Genomic DNA, 17225 nt, shown 5'->3' with positions numbered 1-17225 from the left:
CCATTAGACCCCCCATTATTTGGAAGCATACAGAAATAAAAAAACACTCGCAGATGCGAGTGTTTTTTTAAGGTTTTTTATTTTGTACCGAAAAGGCGGTCACCTGCGTCGCCAAGACCTGGTACGATATAGCCTTTATCATTCAACTTTTCATCTAATGCTGCTAAGTAAATGTCCACATCCGGATGAGCTTCTTTGACTGCATCCACGCCTTCAGGAGCCGCTACTAAACACATTAATTTAATGTTTTTTGCCCCGCGTTTTTTCACAACGCGGATTGCTTCATTTGCGGATCCACCTGTTGCAAGCATTGGGTCAACAACGATTAGCTCTCGTTCCTCAATGTCTTTCGGAAGTTTCACATAGTATTCAACCGGCATAAGCGTTTCCGGATCACGGTACAAGCCGACATGTCCTACTTTTGCAGCTGGAATAAGGCCCATAATCCCATCAACCATGCCTAGACCAGCACGTAAAATTGGAATAATTCCTAGTTTTTTACCGGAAATCGTTTGACACTTCGCAGTAGCTACTGGCGTTTCTACCTCAACTTCCCGCAATGGAAGATGGCGAGTAATTTCAAAAGCCATAAGTCCGGCAATTTCATTCGTCAGCTCACGAAACTCTTTCGTCCCAGTGTTTTTGTTGCGAATATACGTTAATTTATGCTGAATAAGAGGGTGATCAAACACATATACTTTCCCCATAAAAATCGCTCCTTTATCAAATTTCATTTATGTAATATAACTGTTTACTCTTAAGGAATTTTACACAAACCACAGCCTCTAAGCAAGTAGAAAAGGTAATGAACAATTCTAACTATTCAAATGTTTGTGAGGGCCTTTCATAACAGTAGCAAAGTGACCTCCATAACAGTAGCACCTACTGTGGGGATGTAGGTGCTACTGGTTAAGTGCATTTATAATATTGTAACTCGTTGATACCGCTCAAATTGATTCGGACATTTGAGCGCCCCTATCGAAGACGGTTAGTGCCATTCACTTGGCTCTCGCCTGCTGAATGACCATATAAAAATCTATTCTTCGTCTTCGTACATTGGGAAGCGTGACGTTAGGCTAAGAACAGCTTCATGACCTTTTTTGAGTACTTCCTCATCATCAGTGGCCTTTAAAACAGTCGCCATGATTTTTCCGATTTCCTTAAGCTCTGCCTCTTTAAAACCACGAGACGTTACAGCAGCCGTTCCAGTCCGAAGACCACTTGTTACAAACGGGCTTTCCGGATCAAATGGAATTGTATTTTTGTTCGTAGTAATCCCAACTTTGTCCAGCGTTTCTTCTGCGATTTTTCCTGTAAGAGATAATCCTCTCAAATCAAGTAATACAATGTGGTTATCCGTTCCGCCAGAAACGATATCGATGCCGTTCTCCTGAAGAGAGGCAGCTAGTGCTTTGGCGTTTAATTTGACTTGTTTTGAATACGCTGAAAATTCTTCTGTTAACACTTCACCAAATGATACTGCTTTAGCCGCGATCACGTGCATAAGTGGTCCGCCTTGAAGACCTGGGAAAATCGCTTTATCGATCTTTTTGCCATACTCCTCTTTACATAAAATCATTCCTCCACGAGGTCCGCGAAGTGTTTTATGCGTTGTTGTTGTTACGAAATCAGAGAATGGCACGGGGCTTGGATGATCACCCGTTGCAACGAGTCCTGCGATATGTGCCATGTCTACCATGAGATAAGCGCCGACTTCATCTGCAATTTCACGGAATTTAGCAAAGTCAATTTCTCTTGGGTAAGCACTTGCTCCAGCAACGATCATTTTTGGTTTATGCTTTAATGCTTTTGCACGAACATCGTCATAATCAAGAATACTTGTGTCTTTATCAACACCGTATTCGACGAAGTTGTATTGTTTTCCACTGAAGTTTACGGGACTTCCGTGGGTTAAATGACCACCATGAGATAAGTTCATTCCAAGAACAGTGTCGCCTTGCTCGAGGAAAGCAAAATAAACGGCCATATTCGCTTGCGCACCAGAGTGAGGTTGTACGTTTACATGCTCTGCGCCAAAGATTTCTTTTGCACGATTGCGCGCGATATCTTCTACAACATCCACATGTTCACAGCCACCGTAGTATCTTTTGTTCGGGTAACCTTCTGCATATTTATTCGTTAATACTGAGCCTTGCGCTTCCATTACAGCTTTTGAAACAAAATTTTCAGATGCGATCAATTCAATATTGTCACGCTGTCGATGAAGCTCGTCATTCATTGCTGTAAAAACCTCTGCATCCTGTTTCCGTACATGTGCTAAATCACGCTTGTCTACCGTTGTCATTTATTACATCCTCCTTGAACTTTCTTCACGCAGATCTTTTCAAATCTATCTATACACGTGGTTATTTGTTTTCTCCGCTCTATTTTATACTGTTATTTGAAGCTTGTAAAAGGTATTTCGACTTGTCAGACGAATGAAAACGCTTTTAAGCAAGTTATTTATTCAGAATTATCATTTTTATGCGTGATCTACCTTGCATCTCAACTTTACCCTTATGCATTTTTCCTTCTATACCGTATAAACGGCGCGTTCGCCTCCGATGAGTTTTGGTCTCGTTCGTGCTAATGTCACATGCGCCTCTCCAATTTCAGAGACGGTTGAACGAACCGGAACGGCTACTTTCTTTAAGTGCATGCCTATAAAAGTATCTCCAATATCAATACCCGCGTCCGCTTGAATCTCTTCTACCATGACAGGATTCTTTAGTTTTCCATATACATAAGCTGCCATTGATCCGCCGGCTGTTGCGACAGGAATAGCGGCTACCGGGTCTAATCTAAGCTCTTTGGCGGTTGTTTTTTCGATTAAAATGGCACGATTTAAATGCTCACAGCATTGAAAAGCGAGTTGAACTCCAGTTTTATCCTGAAAAGCTTGTAATCCCTCCCATAATTCTTGAGCAACTTCGGTCGTTCCTGAACTTCCTATATGTTTCCCAATCACTTCACTTGTACTCGTGCCAACAATCAACACATCTTCTTTAGTCAGTTGTGCAACATCTTGCAGGTCTGATAGTGCTTTTGTTAAAGCAGGTGCAATACTTTCTTTCATCTCGGTTTCTCCTTTCTATAGCAGTAGCACCTCTTGTCTGGGATAGAAGAGGTGCTACTTAGTAGGTATTAATCGCTTGTTGTTTCGTAGTCGGTAATTTTCCCGATTCTGCGCGCGTGACGGCCGCCTTCAAAATCTGTTGAGAGCCAAACTTTTGTGATTTCCTGTGCAAGTCCAGGTCCAATCACTCGTTCCCCCATTGCTAAAACATTTGTATCATTGTGCTCTCTCGTTGCTTTTGCCGAGAATAGATCATGGACGAGTGCACAACGAATGCCTTTGACTTTATTCGCAGATATGGACATACCAATTCCCGTTCCGCAGATGACAATTCCTCTGTCTGCTTCGCCATTTGCGACCATTTCCGCAACGGGAATGCCGTAATCCGCGTAGTCCACAGAATCTGCACAATTGCAGCCGACGTCTTTCACTTCATGTCCTAATTCCTTTACCACATTAACGATATCTTCTTTTAGTGCAAAACCTGCGTGATCTGCTCCTATTGATATGATCATACTGCCTTACCTCCTATTTTTTCTTATACAGTAAAATGACTAATTGTTTTTTTCAAATGATTCGCTTGCTCTAATAATACCTCTGCCGATGCGGCAATTTCTTCGATGACTACCGTTTGTTCCTGGGCAGACGAGGTAACTTCCGTGGCTCCTGCAGATGTTTCTTCCGCAATTGCGGCTACATCCTGGGACTCTCGGGAAGTCAATTCGACATTGGCAACTTGCCGGTCTACTAACTGAAGGATTTCTTGAATCGCTTCGGCAACTTCTGTCACAGAGTCAGACATGCTGTCAATTGCTTCACTCGTTTGCGTTCCTTTATCCGCCTCTTTATTAGCAGCACTCACTTGATCCGTGATTTGTGTCACTACATTGCGAACTTCCATTTGAATATTACGGATCAATTCGGAAATACCTTGAACAGCAGTGGCACTCTCATCGGCCAGCTTACGAACTTCATCAGCCACCACAGCAAAACCTTTTCCTTGCTCACCAGCTCGTGCCGCCTCAATTGAAGCGTTGAGCGCCAATAAGTTTGTTTGCTCGGCAATATCTCCGACAAGAGAAATAATTTCTCCGACTTCTTTCGCGTTTGTTTCCAAACGTTGGACAGTCACTAAAGATGATTGGTTTTCCGTTGCCACCTGTTGAATCCCGTCTATTAATGACTGAATAACCCCGTTGCTCTCTTTCAGCTGAGCAACCATCTCCTTGGAAAGCTTGTCCGAACTAGTGGCATGTGATTGTACTTGAGTAGCAATCGTCCTCACATCTTCCATACTCTCCGCTGTTTTTTGAATGGCTGTCGCTGAGCCTTCTGCGCCGGCTGAAATTTCCTCCACAGTTCTACTGATACTTCTTGCCTGTGTTGCGGCTGCGTCGGAAGCATCTTTGATATGAACCACTTTTTCATTTGTTTGTTGAAAATTAGTGTCTACATCGGTAACCATGCTTCTCAAGTTCTCCACCATATTATTAAAGGCGCTTGCCAATTCACGCAATTCATCATCTGCTTTTGGCAGCTCGACATTTTCACGGATATCTCCATCTGCAACTTTTCTAGCAGCCAATTCTAAATTTCTCAGTGGTTTTGTAATCATTCCTGCTCCGAAAAAACCTAGAATGCCACACCAAATGATCCCCATTACAAACGTTGCAATTAAGAATGCATCGGCATTTAAGCCTAAGGTTCCCCCTATGTATTCACTTAAGAAAAAAATAAAAAATGCGCTCGTTATATAAGTTATCGCCGCCACTGAACAGATGCCAATCACCATTTTTTTACGTAACCCAAACCGGTAAGAATGTTTCCCCCCCTGATCATTCCCCACTACTGTCCCCATTTTACAGTCCCCTCACTCGTGTTGTTTTAAAGGTTGTCGCCGCTTTCCATTTTTTCAAGTAACTTTTCAATTGCCTCTTCTAATTCTTTGTACGTGTCTTCATAGACTTCATGATCCGCTCCAAATGGATCACTAATATCAAACGATGGTAAGTCCCATTCAAGACGATCAATCGCTGCTTGGTGAGGCAAAAGAAGCTCCAATAATTCTTCTTCAAGTTGTTTTTGATTAGAGATTTCTTTTTTCTCATTATATTTATCGACTTTATCCTGATTTTCCTGAAGAAATTCCGATCTTTTTCTATCAATTTCAGAAACATGCTGTCTGTGATCTTCCAGTTTCTTCTGTAATTCCGGATCTTCCAGGACATATTCCTTTAAAGAAAAAATTTGAGAAGCCTTACCTGGATACTGCTGAATGATGGCTCTCTTTTGGTTTCCTGTCATCGTTAAAACGATCTCAGCCCAATTAAATAATTCCGGGGAAAGTGACTTTGATTGATGACTTTCAAGAATCCCTCTTTTTGCAATAGCTGCTTTCGATCCTTCTGAAATCGGTAAACCTTCCGCAGCATGAATACCTGCTGATTTAGCCTGCAGCCCTTCTGATGTTTTTTTATGCTCAAATATCGCCTCAGCCATTGGACTGCGGCACGTATTTCCTGTGCATACAAATAATACTCTTTCCATGAATATTCACTTCTTTCTCTATGGTTTGGTTGTTCCGTTCGAAATAGTCTCCTATATTTTTAATCATAAAATCCTTGATAGGATGCTTTCATTATCCGAATACCTTCTTAAAGAACAGGACCAACATCCTACTATATTTTAACATATTTTATTAAGAGATAAGAGTTTATAAAACTGGCAGCTACCTTCACACCGCCCGTATCAAGGGAAACCCATGTCCTTTCGAGTAGCACCTACACACACTTCGTAGGTGCTACTCGGGGGCGGTGGAAGCTGACGCTGTATTTAATAAAAGACGGCTATGCCGTTTTTCTTATACTGCACCCATAATCATTTTCACTCCAAAAAGGATGAGTATAATTCCCCCGACTCCTTCACTGTTCTTCCCAACCCAGCCGCCAGCTTTTTTACCTACGAGTAAACCAATCCAGGTTAGAATCGCACTAATAACGCCAAAGCTTATAACAGTGAGCCATGTTTTTGCACCTACCATGCCTAAGCTTAACCCAGCCGAAAAACTATCCACACTTACACTTATCGCAAAAATAAAGAGGCCTATTCCTTTAGGGGCAAGTAAGGAATCTGCGCCGTACTTAAATGAAGATGCCAACATTTGAATCCCTAAAAAGATGAGGCCACTCCCGCCAATGAAGTAGGTTAGCGGACCTAAATAGTGAGAAAGTGCCTGCCCTATAATAATGCCTCCAAGTGGCATCAACATATGAAAAAGGCCAATCAAAGAACCTATGATGAATATTCGCCGGTACCTTAATCCCGCCATTCCTAATCCAAGCGATAAGGAAAATGCATCCAGACTTAGTGCCAGCGCCATGATTCCAATTGTGATAAATTCCGCGACCATTATATCCCCCCTCGGACTAGCTATATCAATTTATGCGTGTCCGAGGGAGATTAGTATGAAAACTTATTTTTGCTGAAGAATCTTTCCTCCTGCAGCTTTTCTTAGGCGGTTCATAATGGCACTTCCGAGGTCTGTTTCAGGAAAGACCTCTGAATAAATAATATCTACTTCGTTTGCCTCAAAGCCTCGCAGCGCTTCATACAATGCTCGCGCCACCTCTGGCAAATATTCTTTTGAACCGATGATCACCTCTTTGTCGGCTTCACTCAAGCCTTGATGTTCCTGTGTTAGGAGTGTACCTACCCTCTTCCCTTCTTGCTTGGATGCTAACACATTTTTTCGTAAAAAATTAATATCCCCATCCACCAAAATTAAAGGTGCACTCGGTGCATAATGGGTATATTTCATCCCCGGCGACTTCGGAGCTTCTTCTTCCTCTGTGAGCGCAGGATCCTGGAGGACTTCACCGACAACTTGTTCTAATTCTTCTTTCGTTATTCCACCCGGGCGAAGGATCATCACCTTTTCTGATGTACAATCTACCACCGTGGATTCCACCCCTACTCCCGTAGCTCCGCCATCGACAACTCCAGCTATTTTACCGTCCAAGTCTTGTGTGACGTGAGCTGCCGTAGTCGGACTTGGTCGTCCTGATCGATTTGCACTAGGTGCCGCAATTGGCAATCCCGCAGCTTCAATTATTGCTAATGCCACTGGGTGATCCGGCATCCTCACCGCCACTGTGGATAAACCTGCCGTGACTTTCGGTGATAGTTTCCCGTTGTGTGGAAGAACGATTGTTAGAGGCCCTGGCCAAAAAGCTTCAATTAGTTGTTTAGCATTGTCCGTAATGTTTTCCACATATTCCGCGAGTTGACTCTTTGATGATATGTGCACTATCAAAGGATTATCTGAAGGTCTTCCCTTCGCTTGAAAAATCTTGTCAATTGCCTGATCTGACCGGGCATTACCACCTAGTCCGTAGACCGTTTCTGTCGGAAAAGCAACAACCTGATTGTTTTTTATGTATTCGGCTACTTCTTGTATTTGCGTATCATTCGGATAGTTATCCACAATCCACTGTTTTGTCTGTTGATAAGTCATTTCTTGTCCTCCTTGCTGATATTTATTGTGATCTGCATTTCCTCCAATGTCAATAAGTAGAGAGGGTTCCTATTAAGATTTTGATTTACAAAATAATGTGGGAGTTTTGCTGGAAATACACATGTTGGGTGAAGTTATGGACTGACAGAGAGGAGAAATGCGCTATTTTTAGCGGTAAATGCGTTTTTCCACAACATTGAGCTTTTTCGATTCCCTTATGCGTTACTTTCACTTCTAAATGCGTAACTCGACCAATTTTAGGAGCAATCTACCAAATAAAACAAAGGTTATCCACAAATTATGTGGATAACCTTTGTTTTCCTGTGCATAATCCTGTGGAGAGTTGTGTAAAACTCATTAGTTATCCACAATTACAGACTTTCTAAAAATTGTTAATGGTGATAATGTATGATCTGGTACGTTAGGTAGCTCTTGAATTTCCTTTGGTATTTCAGAAGGGTCTACTTTTTGGAAGCCTAATGAGAGTAATACTTCGTCTGCATGTGCTGCCACTAGATAAACCGTGTCTGCACCTTGTTTCGTCGCTAATTGGAAAGCTGTTTCCAGCATTCGTAATAGAAAGCTTCCGTTCACTTCATTTGAATCAAGTATCAACGTTCGAATCATCGTATCTTTTTCTGTAATTGGCTCCAATGCCACACATGCTACAATATTTTCATTATCGTTTATCGCCAAGTGGAATAATTCCCAATTTGTATTTGTCTCATTTGTTTGAAAACCGGCCTTAGCGATAAAGTGCTGAATGGGTAACACATCGACTTCCTTTGCTTCCCGAATAATTACAGCCATACGTTAATCCCCTTTCTGCTCAAGTCTAAAGAGAGCTTGTATTAAAGAATATTCAGCAGAATGAGAATTATGACAATAAAAATTGGTATTTTACTAATATCTTAGATTACATTTTATTTTTGGTGTAAAAAGTTATTCTTTGTCCACAAGTTATTCTAGTTTTCACACAATTGTGAATAAGTTGTGGATAAGTTAACTGATTTTTGACCATAAGCTTTGAACAACATCTACAATAAAGAAAGATACTTCTACTTCTTCCTCTTGGTCACCATCACTATCACTGTCAGAAGCATCGGTTTCTGCAGGTTCGTCTGTGGATGCATCTACAAAACATAGCGGTGGAAAAAGAACACACCACCAGTTATCCCCAGATCCTTTCCCGATTTCAATAAATACTGCTTCGTACTCTCCTTCAGGATAAAGTCTATTGCCATACTGTTTTGTTGGAAACTCTACGTTTTTTAATGATACCCGAAAGGAACTAGTGCTACCAATTGCTTGGATTTCTTCCGCGATAACTGCTTCTATTTCCGGTATTTTGGATTCAATAACAGTACGAGCCTGGCTAAGATCATCTAGTGACGCAGTCCATTTGGATATTTCTACACTTACTTTATCTCTGACATTGAGTTTTAATTCTTGATCGACAGGTGAATTACTATTTGCTTTGATGCGCAGTCGAATCGATTCCTGTGGAATAAAATCTTCGCTAGCCTGATTTCCGTAAAGCATATCTGCATTTGCGTAAGGAGAAGCGCCGGCATACTGTGGATAAAAGAAGTGTCCTTCCCAGGATAAGATAAGGATCGTTATAATAAAAAAGATATATAATGGCAATCTCGTCATTTGCTTGTTATTAAGAAACTTGTTCATTTTCAATTCCCCCTTCTGTCCCTCAGTCTTGTCGGGAGAAGGAAGAGCTAAACATAGATTCGTATGACAAAGTTAGACAATAATAAAAGCGGCATTGCCGCCTTTTATTAAATGCAGCGTCAGCTTCCACCGCCCCGAGTAGCACCTACGTAGTGCGTGTAGGTGCTACTCGAAAGGAGGGTGGGTTCCCTTGATACGCGCGGTGTGAAGGTAGCTGCCAGTTTTATAAATTCTTACATTTCTGATCACTAGAAGATATATGTGTTCAGGTACTTGTTTCGGAATTTCTCTTTAGGATCATAGTGTTGAAGCAACTGTTGAAAATCTGGTAACTTCTCATAGAGAGATTGCACTCGAGTGGAAGGCATCGTAAACAGTTTCCCCCAATGAGGTCGCGCAAGGAATGGTGCAAGTTGCTCTTCGATTTTCGGCAACACTTTCTGGACCGATTTCCAGTCATCTTTCCACGTAAAGTGGAATGCCACTGATTCTTGTTTGTAACATGGGCTCATCCACAAATCATCCTGAGCAATAGTGCGAGTCTCAGATATGAAAAGAAGTGGAGCAATTTGCTCACGAATTTGACTGATTGCACATAACGCATCATATGCGTGTTCACGGGGCACGATGTATTCACTTTGCAGCTCTTTTCCGTGACTTGGTGTGAAGTCCATGCGGAAGTGCGATAATCGTTCAAGCCATGGTCCTGAAATACCCATCTGTTCTGTGCAATTCTCCGTACCGGAGCCGCCTGGTACAGGGTGCAAATTCTTTGATGCTGCCTTCGCACCAAAAAACTCAGGTCCTAATTCAAATGTGGTTTGCTCTGTTGAGAGACTTTTAAGCCAAACTTGGTTAAATGTCTCGTCTTTCCAGTCAGTGAATAGACTAACACTATAGGCGCTTGAGAAAATATCATCAAAATGATTTTTAAGACGAGACAGAGCTAAATTTTCATAAACGTCCTGTCTAATATTATAGGACGGAACCACATCAAGTGTCAGGATAGTTACCACCCCTACTCCGCCGAGTCCAACAACCGCGCCATTCATTTGTTCTTCAGATCGTTCCCTCGAGAATTCTATAACATCTCCATCGGAACTAACGATTTCCATGGCACTTACGGATGTGGCCAGTCCTCTATTCTGATCACCCGAACCATGTGTTGCCGTTGCACAAGCACCAGCAACTGAAATGTGCGGCAGTGAAGCCATATTTTCAAGTGCGTATCCTTTTCGGTGAAGATACCTGCAAAGATCACTGTATTTAATTCCAGCTTCGACGGTAACCGTTCGACGCTCAGAGTCTAATCCCAACACTTGGTTGAAGTTTTCAAGTGAGATTAGGTTCTCCGTGTGATCAGCAATTCCATTAAACGAGTGTCGTGTACCAAGTACCCTCATACTATTGCAGCGAGTCACCAATTGTTGTATTTGTTCTATGTTTTCCGGGATATGTAGCTCATCTGCACTGTATTTATAATTACCTGCCCAATTTCGCTGCTCTTTCATTCTTAGGTCTCCTTCATAACACAAGATATCCTTCTATGTCATAACAATCCTGGCGAAAGTTCATGCATTTATTGAAGGATTTTGCAGTTAAAACAAAAATAATTATTACATCTCTCTAATAAATGTACTATATCAAGCTATCTGATGCTATCCATTTTTAAATAAAACCAGTGTTTCTATAGGAAGGATTAGGTTAAATTGCGATAACCTTTTCAACCTCTGTGAAATAAGGAAATTTTCAAAGAGTGAGAGTAGTTTCTTTTTTCATAAGAAAGTAATTCCTCAAAGTACTCCTCTATAAATTCGTTTCCATAAATAATTGTCATGTTCTTATCTTTTGGACTACTATCTAATATATCATTAATAGATATTTCTTCTGCTTCCTCCCACGTTGTCCCGAAAGCAGCACCACCATCTGTGTATCCAGCGATGTAAGCGAAGGTTTCGTCATTTTCCATTGCTCTAATTCCTTTTACTTCTTTTTTGGGTTCCGTTCTTCTGGATCATTTCTTCCGATTTTATTTTGCCTGGCAAAAGGTTTTGGCGCTTCTAACGAAATATCTGCTTCTTTAATTTTATCAAAAAAGAACGCTGATGAAAATATTACCTCTATTTGAAAAACCATATGACTAAAAAGCACCTAATCGAAATCAGATGCTTTTTTATGTGTTCATTACAAATGGATTAATTAGTAAATAACGCCCTTTTTCAAACTACTGCTTAATTTTTTGATACCCAAAACAGAATCTTTTAAAAAAAGTCTCCATTACGTTTTCGTTACTAGGTTCGCGTTTTGGCCAAGACAATGCGCTGTTTCTTATTGATATCATTAATGACATCAATTTGTGCTTGTGGATATTCTGTGGATAATAATTTCTTGACGTCTTCTCCTTGGCCGTGGCCAATTTCAAAAGCAATCATACCGGGTGTTTTCAGAACGGCTGGCAACTGTTTTATGAGACGACGATAAATTGTTAGTCCATCTTTTCCGGCGAAAAGGGCTCCTTCTGGTTCGTGATCTTTGACGTTCTCTTTCATAGAGTCTCGGTCCCCCTCTGGTATATAGGGGGGATTGGACACGATAATCGAAGCCTGTTCTCCAGCTTCAATAAGGGGCTGTAAAAGGTCTCCCTCGAAGAAGTCTAATTTTGCCCCCAGTTCGGATGCATTCTTTTTCGCGACAGCGAGGGCTTCGAAGGATATATCCGATGCCAGAACGCGCGATTGAGGGTGTTCCAGCTTCAAGGAGGTGGCGATGATGCCACTTCCGGTTCCGACGTCCACGATTGTCAGGTTCGCAGCTTCTGTTTCCCCGAAGAATGTTGGGATCGTTTCGAGTATTTTCTCGACGAGTTCTTCGGTTTCTGGCCGGGGTATTAGAACGTGTTGATTGACGATGTAACTTCGGCCATAGAAGGTTTCGTTGCCTGTGATGTGTTGGACGGGTTTGCCTGCTGCTGCCTGGTGAACATCTGCTGTGAATTTCTCGATTGTTTTTGTGTCGAGTTGGGCTTGGACCTCGGTAAGCAACTTGGTTCGATTCCAGCCTGTGTGGTGTTGCAAGAGTATGTGTGCGATTTGTGCTTCGTAATGATGTTCTTCTAAAAAAGAAGAAGCCCAGTTGAGGGCTTCGTATACTTTGGTTGTCATTATCGTTTTTCCGAGTTTTCCATGAGGCTTGATTGTTCTTCTACGATGAGAGCGTCGATGATTTCGTCGATTTTTCCTTCGAGAATTTGGTCGAGCTTCTGGAGCGTGAGGCCGATACGGTGGTCGGTTACTCGGCTTTGCGGAAAGTTGTAGGTACGGATTCGCTCGGAGCGATCTCCAGTTCCAACTGCTGATTTTCGGTGCTCGTCGTATTCTGCTTGTGCTTCTTTTTGAAACTTGTCATAAATTCGGGCACGCAGAACTTTCATAGCTTTTTCTTTATTTTTAATTTGTGATTTTTCATCCTGACAGGAAACTACTGTGTTTGTTGGAACGTGCGTCAATCGAACAGCTGACATGGTGGTGTTTACACTTTGTCCACCTGGTCCACTGGATGTGAACGTATCTACACGAATGTCTTTGTCATGTATATTCACTTCTAGTTCTTCTGCTTCTGCAAGTACAGCCACGGTTGCTGTGGATGTATGAATACGTCCGCCGGATTCTGTGGATGGTATCCGCTGCACTCGGTGGGCGCCGTTCTCATATTTCATGCGGGAGTAAGCACCTTTTCCGTTGATCATAAAGATTACTTCTTTATAACCTCCGAGACCGGTCGGGTTGGATTCGATAACTTCCGCTTTCCAGCCTTGCATTTCAGCATAACGGGAATACATGCGGAAGAGATCTCCTGCAAAAAGGGCTGCTTCATCTCCGCCTGCCGCTCCACGGACTTCGACGATAACGTTTTTGTCATCGTTCGGGTCTTTTGGAATAAGCAGAACGCGTAGTTTTTCTTCAATTGCAGGCAATTGATCTTCCAATTCTTCTAGCTCCATTTTGACCATTTCACGCATTTCCTCGTCCATGGTTTCTTGAAGCATACCTTTCGTCTCGTCGCGTTGTGCTTTGAGCGCTTCGTACTCGCGATAAGTTTCTACGGTTTCCTGTATGTCAGATTGCTCTTTGGAATACTCGCGTAATTTGTTATTGTCACTAATGACATCCGGGTCCATTAGTAATTCATTTAATCGATCATATCGGTCTTCTACTGATTGTAGGCGGTCAAACACATTCTTCACCTCATTTTAATAACTCATTATAGTCTTTCTATAGTATAGGGTCTCTTCTCGTTAAAAGCAATCGGTTAATCTTTTTGGTGGATGGAGACAAGTTATTTCTATTTGCGCTCTTTTTGGAGTGGAAGCGCATTCTTTTTTCACCTGTATATGCTTAGTGCGCATATTTCTTACAAGGTCGCACATTTCCAAAGAGAATTGAAGCTTAAAGATTGCTGAATTGCTCATTCTATGACCTCAACGTATCTAAACGTTATAAATGAATTTTTCCCAACAATTTGGTATGTTTCTTGTAGCGATTTTTGTGGAATAGTAAATAGATGAATACATGTACGTTTACTAGGAGGTCAATCGATGAATATTGTAATAATTGGTGGTGATGCTGCTGGAATGAGTGCTGCAATGCAGATTGTGCGTACTCAACCGGATTGGAATATTACTGTGTTGGAAAGAGGCGCCTATTACTCCTATGCACAATGTGGTCTCCCTTATTTTATCGGAGGGGTTATTCCAGACAGTGATCAATTAATCGCACGAGAACGTGAGGTTTTCGCTGAAAAGTACGGAATTGATGCACGCATTTATCACGATGTGGAAGCAATTGACTCAAATAAACAAAAAGTCACGGGGAAAGATACAAAGTCCGGTAAAAAATTCGAAGTGAGTTATGACAAACTTTTAATTGCGACCGGAGCTTCGCCGATTCAGCTGCCTGTTGACGGAAATGATCTCGAAGGCATTCATGTACTGAAGACTATTCCTGATGCGGAAAGTATTGTGAAAGACATGGGTGAAGATGTTTTAACGGTAACCGTTGTCGGTGGTGGCTATATCGGTCTTGAGGTTGCTGAAAATTTGGTGACTAAAGGTAAAAAAGTGCGTCTCATTGATGTCGCTGATCGACTAGGTCAGAGATTTGACCTCGAGATTAGCGAAAAAATTAAGCAGCAGGCACAGGAAAAAGGGATTCAAGTTGTTTTAGGTGAATCTGTCGAAGCATTTCTAGGCCAAGATCGTGTGGAATCTCTTCGAACGGATAAGGGCCAATATCGTTCCGACATGATCATTGTCGCAATAGGAATTAAACCCAACACGTCCATTGTTTCGAATACCGAGCTCAAGTTTCACGATTCAGGGGCAATATTTGTTAATGATCATATGGAAACAAATGTTGAAAACATCTATGCTGCCGGAGATTGTGCTACGCAATACAATAGGATAAAAAAGAAGGATGATTATGCTCCTCTAGGAACACATGCAAATAAGCAAGGGCGAACTGCTGGCTTAAATATAGCCGGGCAGTCGAAATCGTTCCAAGGGATTGTCGGTACTTCGATTATGAAGTTCTTTGATTACGCTGTAGCAAAAACGGGATTAAACGAGGAAGAAGCGAAGGAGCTCGGTATTGATTACGGAGTCATTGGTTTTGAAAGTCATCCGATCGCTGGTTACTACCCAGGTGGAGACTCGTTATATATTCGGATGCTTAAAGATAACGAGACGGATAAGCTAATAGGCGTTCAGGCGATGGGAAAGCATGGTGTCGCTAAACGAATTGATGTAGCTGCAACAGCTTTATTCAGTGGGCTGACGATGGAGGAACTCGAGAACCTTGATCTTAGCTACGCTCCCCCTTACAACTCTGTGTGGGATCCTTTACAACAGGCTGCTCGGAGAATGTAAGAAAAACGGCATAGCCGTCTTTTGTTAAATAAGTCAGCTTCCGCCGCCCCGAGTTGCACCTACGTAGTGGTGTAGGTGCTCTCGAAAGGAGGGTGGGTTTCCCCTGATACGTGCGGCGTGAAGGTAGCTGCTAATTTATAAATTCTTACCTTGTAAACAAAACTTACCAAACAAATACTTTATTATAAAAAAAGACCAATTCCAAGGACGAAGAATCATGAATCGTCGACTTGAAATTGGTCTTTTTTCTTTTTGGCTTTACTAATATTTTACTTCGAACCAGAGGTCCCTGAATCCGAAGAGTATCCCTGTGGAGGAGTGGTGTGGCCACTGATAAAGTTTATAATTACCCTATCCATGTAAGAAAGCACAGAGCTAGAGAATGCTTGCGATCATTTTTATAAATAAAACAAAAGTTTTCTTTTTTACTCCATGAAATGATTGACGACAATGTCATACCGGTATCTTGGATTAGCTTGTTTTAGCTGTTTTTCCACGTCTTCAATCACTTTGTCTTCTTCTTCCTGGCTTGGTTCTCCCTCGATTTGAATATTCACCCAAGCATTTGCCCCCGTTAGAATAACCATCCCGGGTGTGACCTTTGGAATTGCATATACTACGTTTTCAATCATCTCTTGATCATCGCCTTCTGTCTGACGGGGAGCATCCAGTGAACGATAGCTTGTTCCTGTAACATTGGATTCCGTTCTGGGATTATAGCTATGGCTTTGATCATGAATTTCTCCATAATTGACTGGTCCAGGCCCCAAAAGGCTTTCTGCCCAATCTTTTTTTGCAGTTTGTTGAGCTTGGGCAGTTCCCTCTTCGTTTACTTGTGGTTCATTTGTGTTACATCCAGTAATAACCACTAAAGAAGTAAGCAAAAGAAAAATTATTTGTTTGGTAGCTTTCATAGGATCACCTCTTGTAGCTAGGTTTTCCGCAGCAGATGGTTTCTATACTTTTTCTCGAAGAGGTTTAAACAATTACCTATGGTCTATGAATTTTTGTTGTTTTGCTTCTCACAAAGGTGCTTTGAAGGAAAACAACAAGCTCTAATTTTAAGGAGGGCACATCAATTCGATTTTTAGAAAACATTGTCCGGCTCTATCCTTTCTTACCTAATAAGAAAAAGTTTTTTTCCGCTTTTTCTTTCGTTTTCAACGTGCTACTTTTGTAGGTGCTACGCCGGTAGCACCTACACCTTTTTTCGACTTCTTAACTCCCTTATCCTCGCCTATACTCTCGTTTTCAACATGCTACTTTTGTAGGTGCTACGACGGTAGCACCTACCTTTTTTTCGGATTTTAAACTCCCTTTTCCTCGCTTATGCTCTCATTTTCGACGTGCTACTTTTGTAGGTGCTACGACGGTAGCACCTACTTCTTTTTTCGACTTCTAATCTCCCTTATCCTCGCTTATGCTCTCATTTTCGACGTGCTACTTTTGTAGGTGCTACAACGGTAGCACCTACACCTTTTTTCGACTTCTTAACTCCCTTATTCTCGCCTATGCTCTCGTTTTCGACGTGCTACTTTTGTAGGTGCTACGCCGGTAGCACCTACACCTTTTTTCGACTTCTTAACTCCCTTATTCTCGCCTATGCTCTCGTTTTCGACGTGCTACTTTTGTAGGTGCTACTGCGGTAGCACCTACCTCTTTTTTCAACTTCTTAACTCCCTTATTCTCGCCTATGCTCTCGTTTTCAACCCCCTACTTTTGTAGGTGCTACGCCGGTAGCAATGTTTTCTGCGACGAGTAACTGCAGGAGAACCTACACCTTTTTCAACCTCTAAACTCTCTTATCCCAAACAACAATTTTTATAAAAGGGAGTTTCCATAAGCAAATAACCAATAACCTTTTAGAAAGTCTGTCTACGTTGACTTTCTTTTATTATATACAGCGTGAGCTTTAGCCAACCGGAGTAAATCTTCTTGTTCCTGCGAGGTGTTCAGTTATTACTTTTCCTGCTGAAGTCGTTCTATTTCGCCACTACAAGTTTCTCTATCTAAACAAAAAAGTCCACCAT

General features: G+C 41.8%; 17 protein-coding genes. 1 reads left to right on the top strand and 16 read right to left on the bottom strand.

Annotated features, from left to right (window positions below; all coding sequences use genetic code 11):
• Window positions 1-77 precede the first annotated feature (77 nt).
• From upp to prfA, 15 genes are all read right to left on the bottom strand, one after another.
• A complete protein-coding gene (gene upp, locus ACHABW_RS23585; RefSeq protein WP_435759175.1) occupies window positions 78-707 on the bottom strand; it encodes a uracil phosphoribosyltransferase in 630 nt (209 codons plus the stop codon).
• A gap of 329 nt (window positions 708-1036) precedes the next feature.
• Complete coding sequence (gene glyA, locus ACHABW_RS23580) at window positions 1037-2305, bottom strand: serine hydroxymethyltransferase (protein WP_435759173.1); 1269 nt, start codon at window positions 2303-2305, stop codon at window positions 1037-1039.
• A 228-nt stretch (window positions 2306-2533) separates the two neighbouring features.
• Window positions 2534-3076: a TIGR01440 family protein gene (locus ACHABW_RS23575; RefSeq protein WP_435759171.1), complete on the bottom strand. Its 543-nt coding sequence runs from the start codon at window positions 3074-3076 to the stop codon at window positions 2534-2536.
• Window positions 3077-3144: 68 nt separating this feature from the next.
• Window positions 3145-3591, bottom strand: coding sequence for a ribose 5-phosphate isomerase B (rpiB, locus tag ACHABW_RS23570; protein WP_435759169.1), 447 nt, complete (start codon window positions 3589-3591; stop codon window positions 3145-3147).
• 23 nt (window positions 3592-3614) lie between these two features.
• Window positions 3615-4934, bottom strand: coding sequence for a methyl-accepting chemotaxis protein (locus ACHABW_RS23565; protein ID WP_435759167.1), 1320 nt, complete (start codon window positions 4932-4934; stop codon window positions 3615-3617).
• 26 nt (window positions 4935-4960) lie between these two features.
• Window positions 4961-5623 carry a low molecular weight protein arginine phosphatase gene (locus ACHABW_RS23560; RefSeq protein WP_435759165.1) on the bottom strand — a complete coding sequence of 221 codons (663 nt, stop codon included), beginning with the start codon at window positions 5621-5623 and terminating at the stop codon, window positions 4961-4963.
• Window positions 5624-5936: 313 nt separating this feature from the next.
• Window positions 5937-6485 carry a manganese efflux pump MntP gene (locus ACHABW_RS23555; RefSeq protein WP_110938333.1) on the bottom strand — a complete coding sequence of 183 codons (549 nt, stop codon included), beginning with the start codon at window positions 6483-6485 and terminating at the stop codon, window positions 5937-5939.
• Between the two features lie 63 nt (window positions 6486-6548).
• Window positions 6549-7589, bottom strand: a complete 1041-nt coding sequence (locus tag ACHABW_RS23550; protein ID WP_435759162.1) for an L-threonylcarbamoyladenylate synthase — start codon at window positions 7587-7589, stop codon at window positions 6549-6551.
• 357 nt (window positions 7590-7946) lie between these two features.
• Window positions 7947-8399 (bottom strand): GNAT family N-acetyltransferase, encoded by a 453-nt coding sequence (locus tag ACHABW_RS23545; RefSeq protein WP_435759160.1) that lies wholly within the window; start codon window positions 8397-8399, stop codon window positions 7947-7949.
• A gap of 192 nt (window positions 8400-8591) precedes the next feature.
• On the bottom strand, window positions 8592-9272 hold the full coding sequence (spoIIR, locus tag ACHABW_RS23540) for a stage II sporulation protein R (protein ID WP_435759158.1): 681 nt from the start codon (window positions 9270-9272) through the stop codon (window positions 8592-8594).
• Between the two features lie 248 nt (window positions 9273-9520).
• Complete coding sequence (locus tag ACHABW_RS23535; protein ID WP_435759156.1) at window positions 9521-10783, bottom strand: FAD-binding protein; 1263 nt, start codon at window positions 10781-10783, stop codon at window positions 9521-9523.
• Window positions 10784-10995: 212 nt separating this feature from the next.
• Window positions 10996-11241 (bottom strand): hypothetical protein, encoded by a 246-nt coding sequence (locus ACHABW_RS23530; RefSeq protein WP_435759154.1) that lies wholly within the window; start codon window positions 11239-11241, stop codon window positions 10996-10998.
• 14 nt (window positions 11242-11255) lie between these two features.
• Window positions 11256-11408, bottom strand: coding sequence for a hypothetical protein (locus ACHABW_RS23525; protein WP_435759152.1), 153 nt, complete (start codon window positions 11406-11408; stop codon window positions 11256-11258).
• 155 nt (window positions 11409-11563) lie between these two features.
• Entirely contained in the window at window positions 11564-12433 is an 870-nt protein-coding gene (gene prmC, locus ACHABW_RS23520) for a peptide chain release factor N(5)-glutamine methyltransferase (RefSeq protein ID WP_435759150.1), read from the bottom strand.
• Entirely contained in the window at window positions 12433-13506 is a 1074-nt protein-coding gene (gene prfA, locus ACHABW_RS23515) for a peptide chain release factor 1 (RefSeq protein ID WP_110938327.1), read from the bottom strand. The genes prmC and prfA overlap by 1 nt, the downstream gene beginning before the upstream one ends.
• A 360-nt stretch (window positions 13507-13866) precedes the next feature.
• On the opposite strand from prfA, the gene ACHABW_RS23510 reads away from it, so the two are divergent.
• The gene (locus ACHABW_RS23510) at window positions 13867-15195 is read left to right on the top strand and encodes an FAD-dependent oxidoreductase (protein WP_435759148.1); all 1329 of its coding nucleotides are present in this window, start codon (window positions 13867-13869) and stop codon (window positions 15193-15195) included.
• 425 nt (window positions 15196-15620) lie between these two features.
• Here ACHABW_RS23510 and ACHABW_RS23505 read toward each other — a convergent pair whose 3' ends face one another.
• Entirely contained in the window at window positions 15621-16109 is a 489-nt protein-coding gene (locus tag ACHABW_RS23505) for a hypothetical protein (RefSeq protein ID WP_435759146.1), read from the bottom strand.
• Between the last annotated feature and the right edge of the window lie 1116 nt (window positions 16110-17225).

Source organism: Salipaludibacillus sp. CF4.18, from assembly GCF_051262595.1.
Taxonomy (GTDB): domain Bacteria; phylum Bacillota; class Bacilli; order Bacillales; family Salisediminibacteriaceae; genus Salipaludibacillus; species Salipaludibacillus neizhouensis.
Note: the sequence above shows the minus strand (reverse complement) of the source record. Positions and strands in the feature narration are given on the sequence as shown.

Coding starts and splice junctions, on each gene's coding strand:
- ACHABW_RS23530 (WP_435759154.1), bottom strand. CDS start 11,241: ATGGAAAATGACGAAACCTTCGCTTACATCGCTGGATACACAGATGGT.
- rpiB (WP_435759169.1), bottom strand. CDS start 3,591: ATGATCATATCAATAGGAGCAGATCACGCAGGTTTTGCACTAAAAGAA.
- upp (WP_435759175.1), bottom strand. CDS start 707: ATGGGGAAAGTATATGTGTTTGATCACCCTCTTATTCAGCATAAATTA.
- ACHABW_RS23560 (WP_435759165.1), bottom strand. CDS start 5,623: ATGGAAAGAGTATTATTTGTATGCACAGGAAATACGTGCCGCAGTCCA.
- ACHABW_RS23555 (WP_110938333.1), bottom strand. CDS start 6,485: ATGGTCGCGGAATTTATCACAATTGGAATCATGGCGCTGGCACTAAGT.
- ACHABW_RS23545 (WP_435759160.1), bottom strand. CDS start 8,399: ATGGCTGTAATTATTCGGGAAGCAAAGGAAGTCGATGTGTTACCCATT.
- ACHABW_RS23505 (WP_435759146.1), bottom strand. CDS start 16,109: ATGAAAGCTACCAAACAAATAATTTTTCTTTTGCTTACTTCTTTAGTG.
- glyA (WP_435759173.1), bottom strand. CDS start 2,305: ATGACAACGGTAGACAAGCGTGATTTAGCACATGTACGGAAACAGGAT.
- prmC (WP_435759150.1), bottom strand. CDS start 12,433: ATGACAACCAAAGTATACGAAGCCCTCAACTGGGCTTCTTCTTTTTTA.
- ACHABW_RS23525 (WP_435759152.1), bottom strand. CDS start 11,408: ATGGTTTTTCAAATAGAGGTAATATTTTCATCAGCGTTCTTTTTTGAT.
- ACHABW_RS23550 (WP_435759162.1), bottom strand. CDS start 7,589: ATGACTTATCAACAGACAAAACAGTGGATTGTGGATAACTATCCGAAT.
- spoIIR (WP_435759158.1), bottom strand. CDS start 9,272: ATGAACAAGTTTCTTAATAACAAGCAAATGACGAGATTGCCATTATAT.
- ACHABW_RS23565 (WP_435759167.1), bottom strand. CDS start 4,934: ATGGGGACAGTAGTGGGGAATGATCAGGGGGGGAAACATTCTTACCGG.
- ACHABW_RS23535 (WP_435759156.1), bottom strand. CDS start 10,783: ATGAAAGAGCAGCGAAATTGGGCAGGTAATTATAAATACAGTGCAGAT.
- ACHABW_RS23510 (WP_435759148.1), top strand. CDS start 13,867: ATGAATATTGTAATAATTGGTGGTGATGCTGCTGGAATGAGTGCTGCA.
- ACHABW_RS23575 (WP_435759171.1), bottom strand. CDS start 3,076: ATGAAAGAAAGTATTGCACCTGCTTTAACAAAAGCACTATCAGACCTG.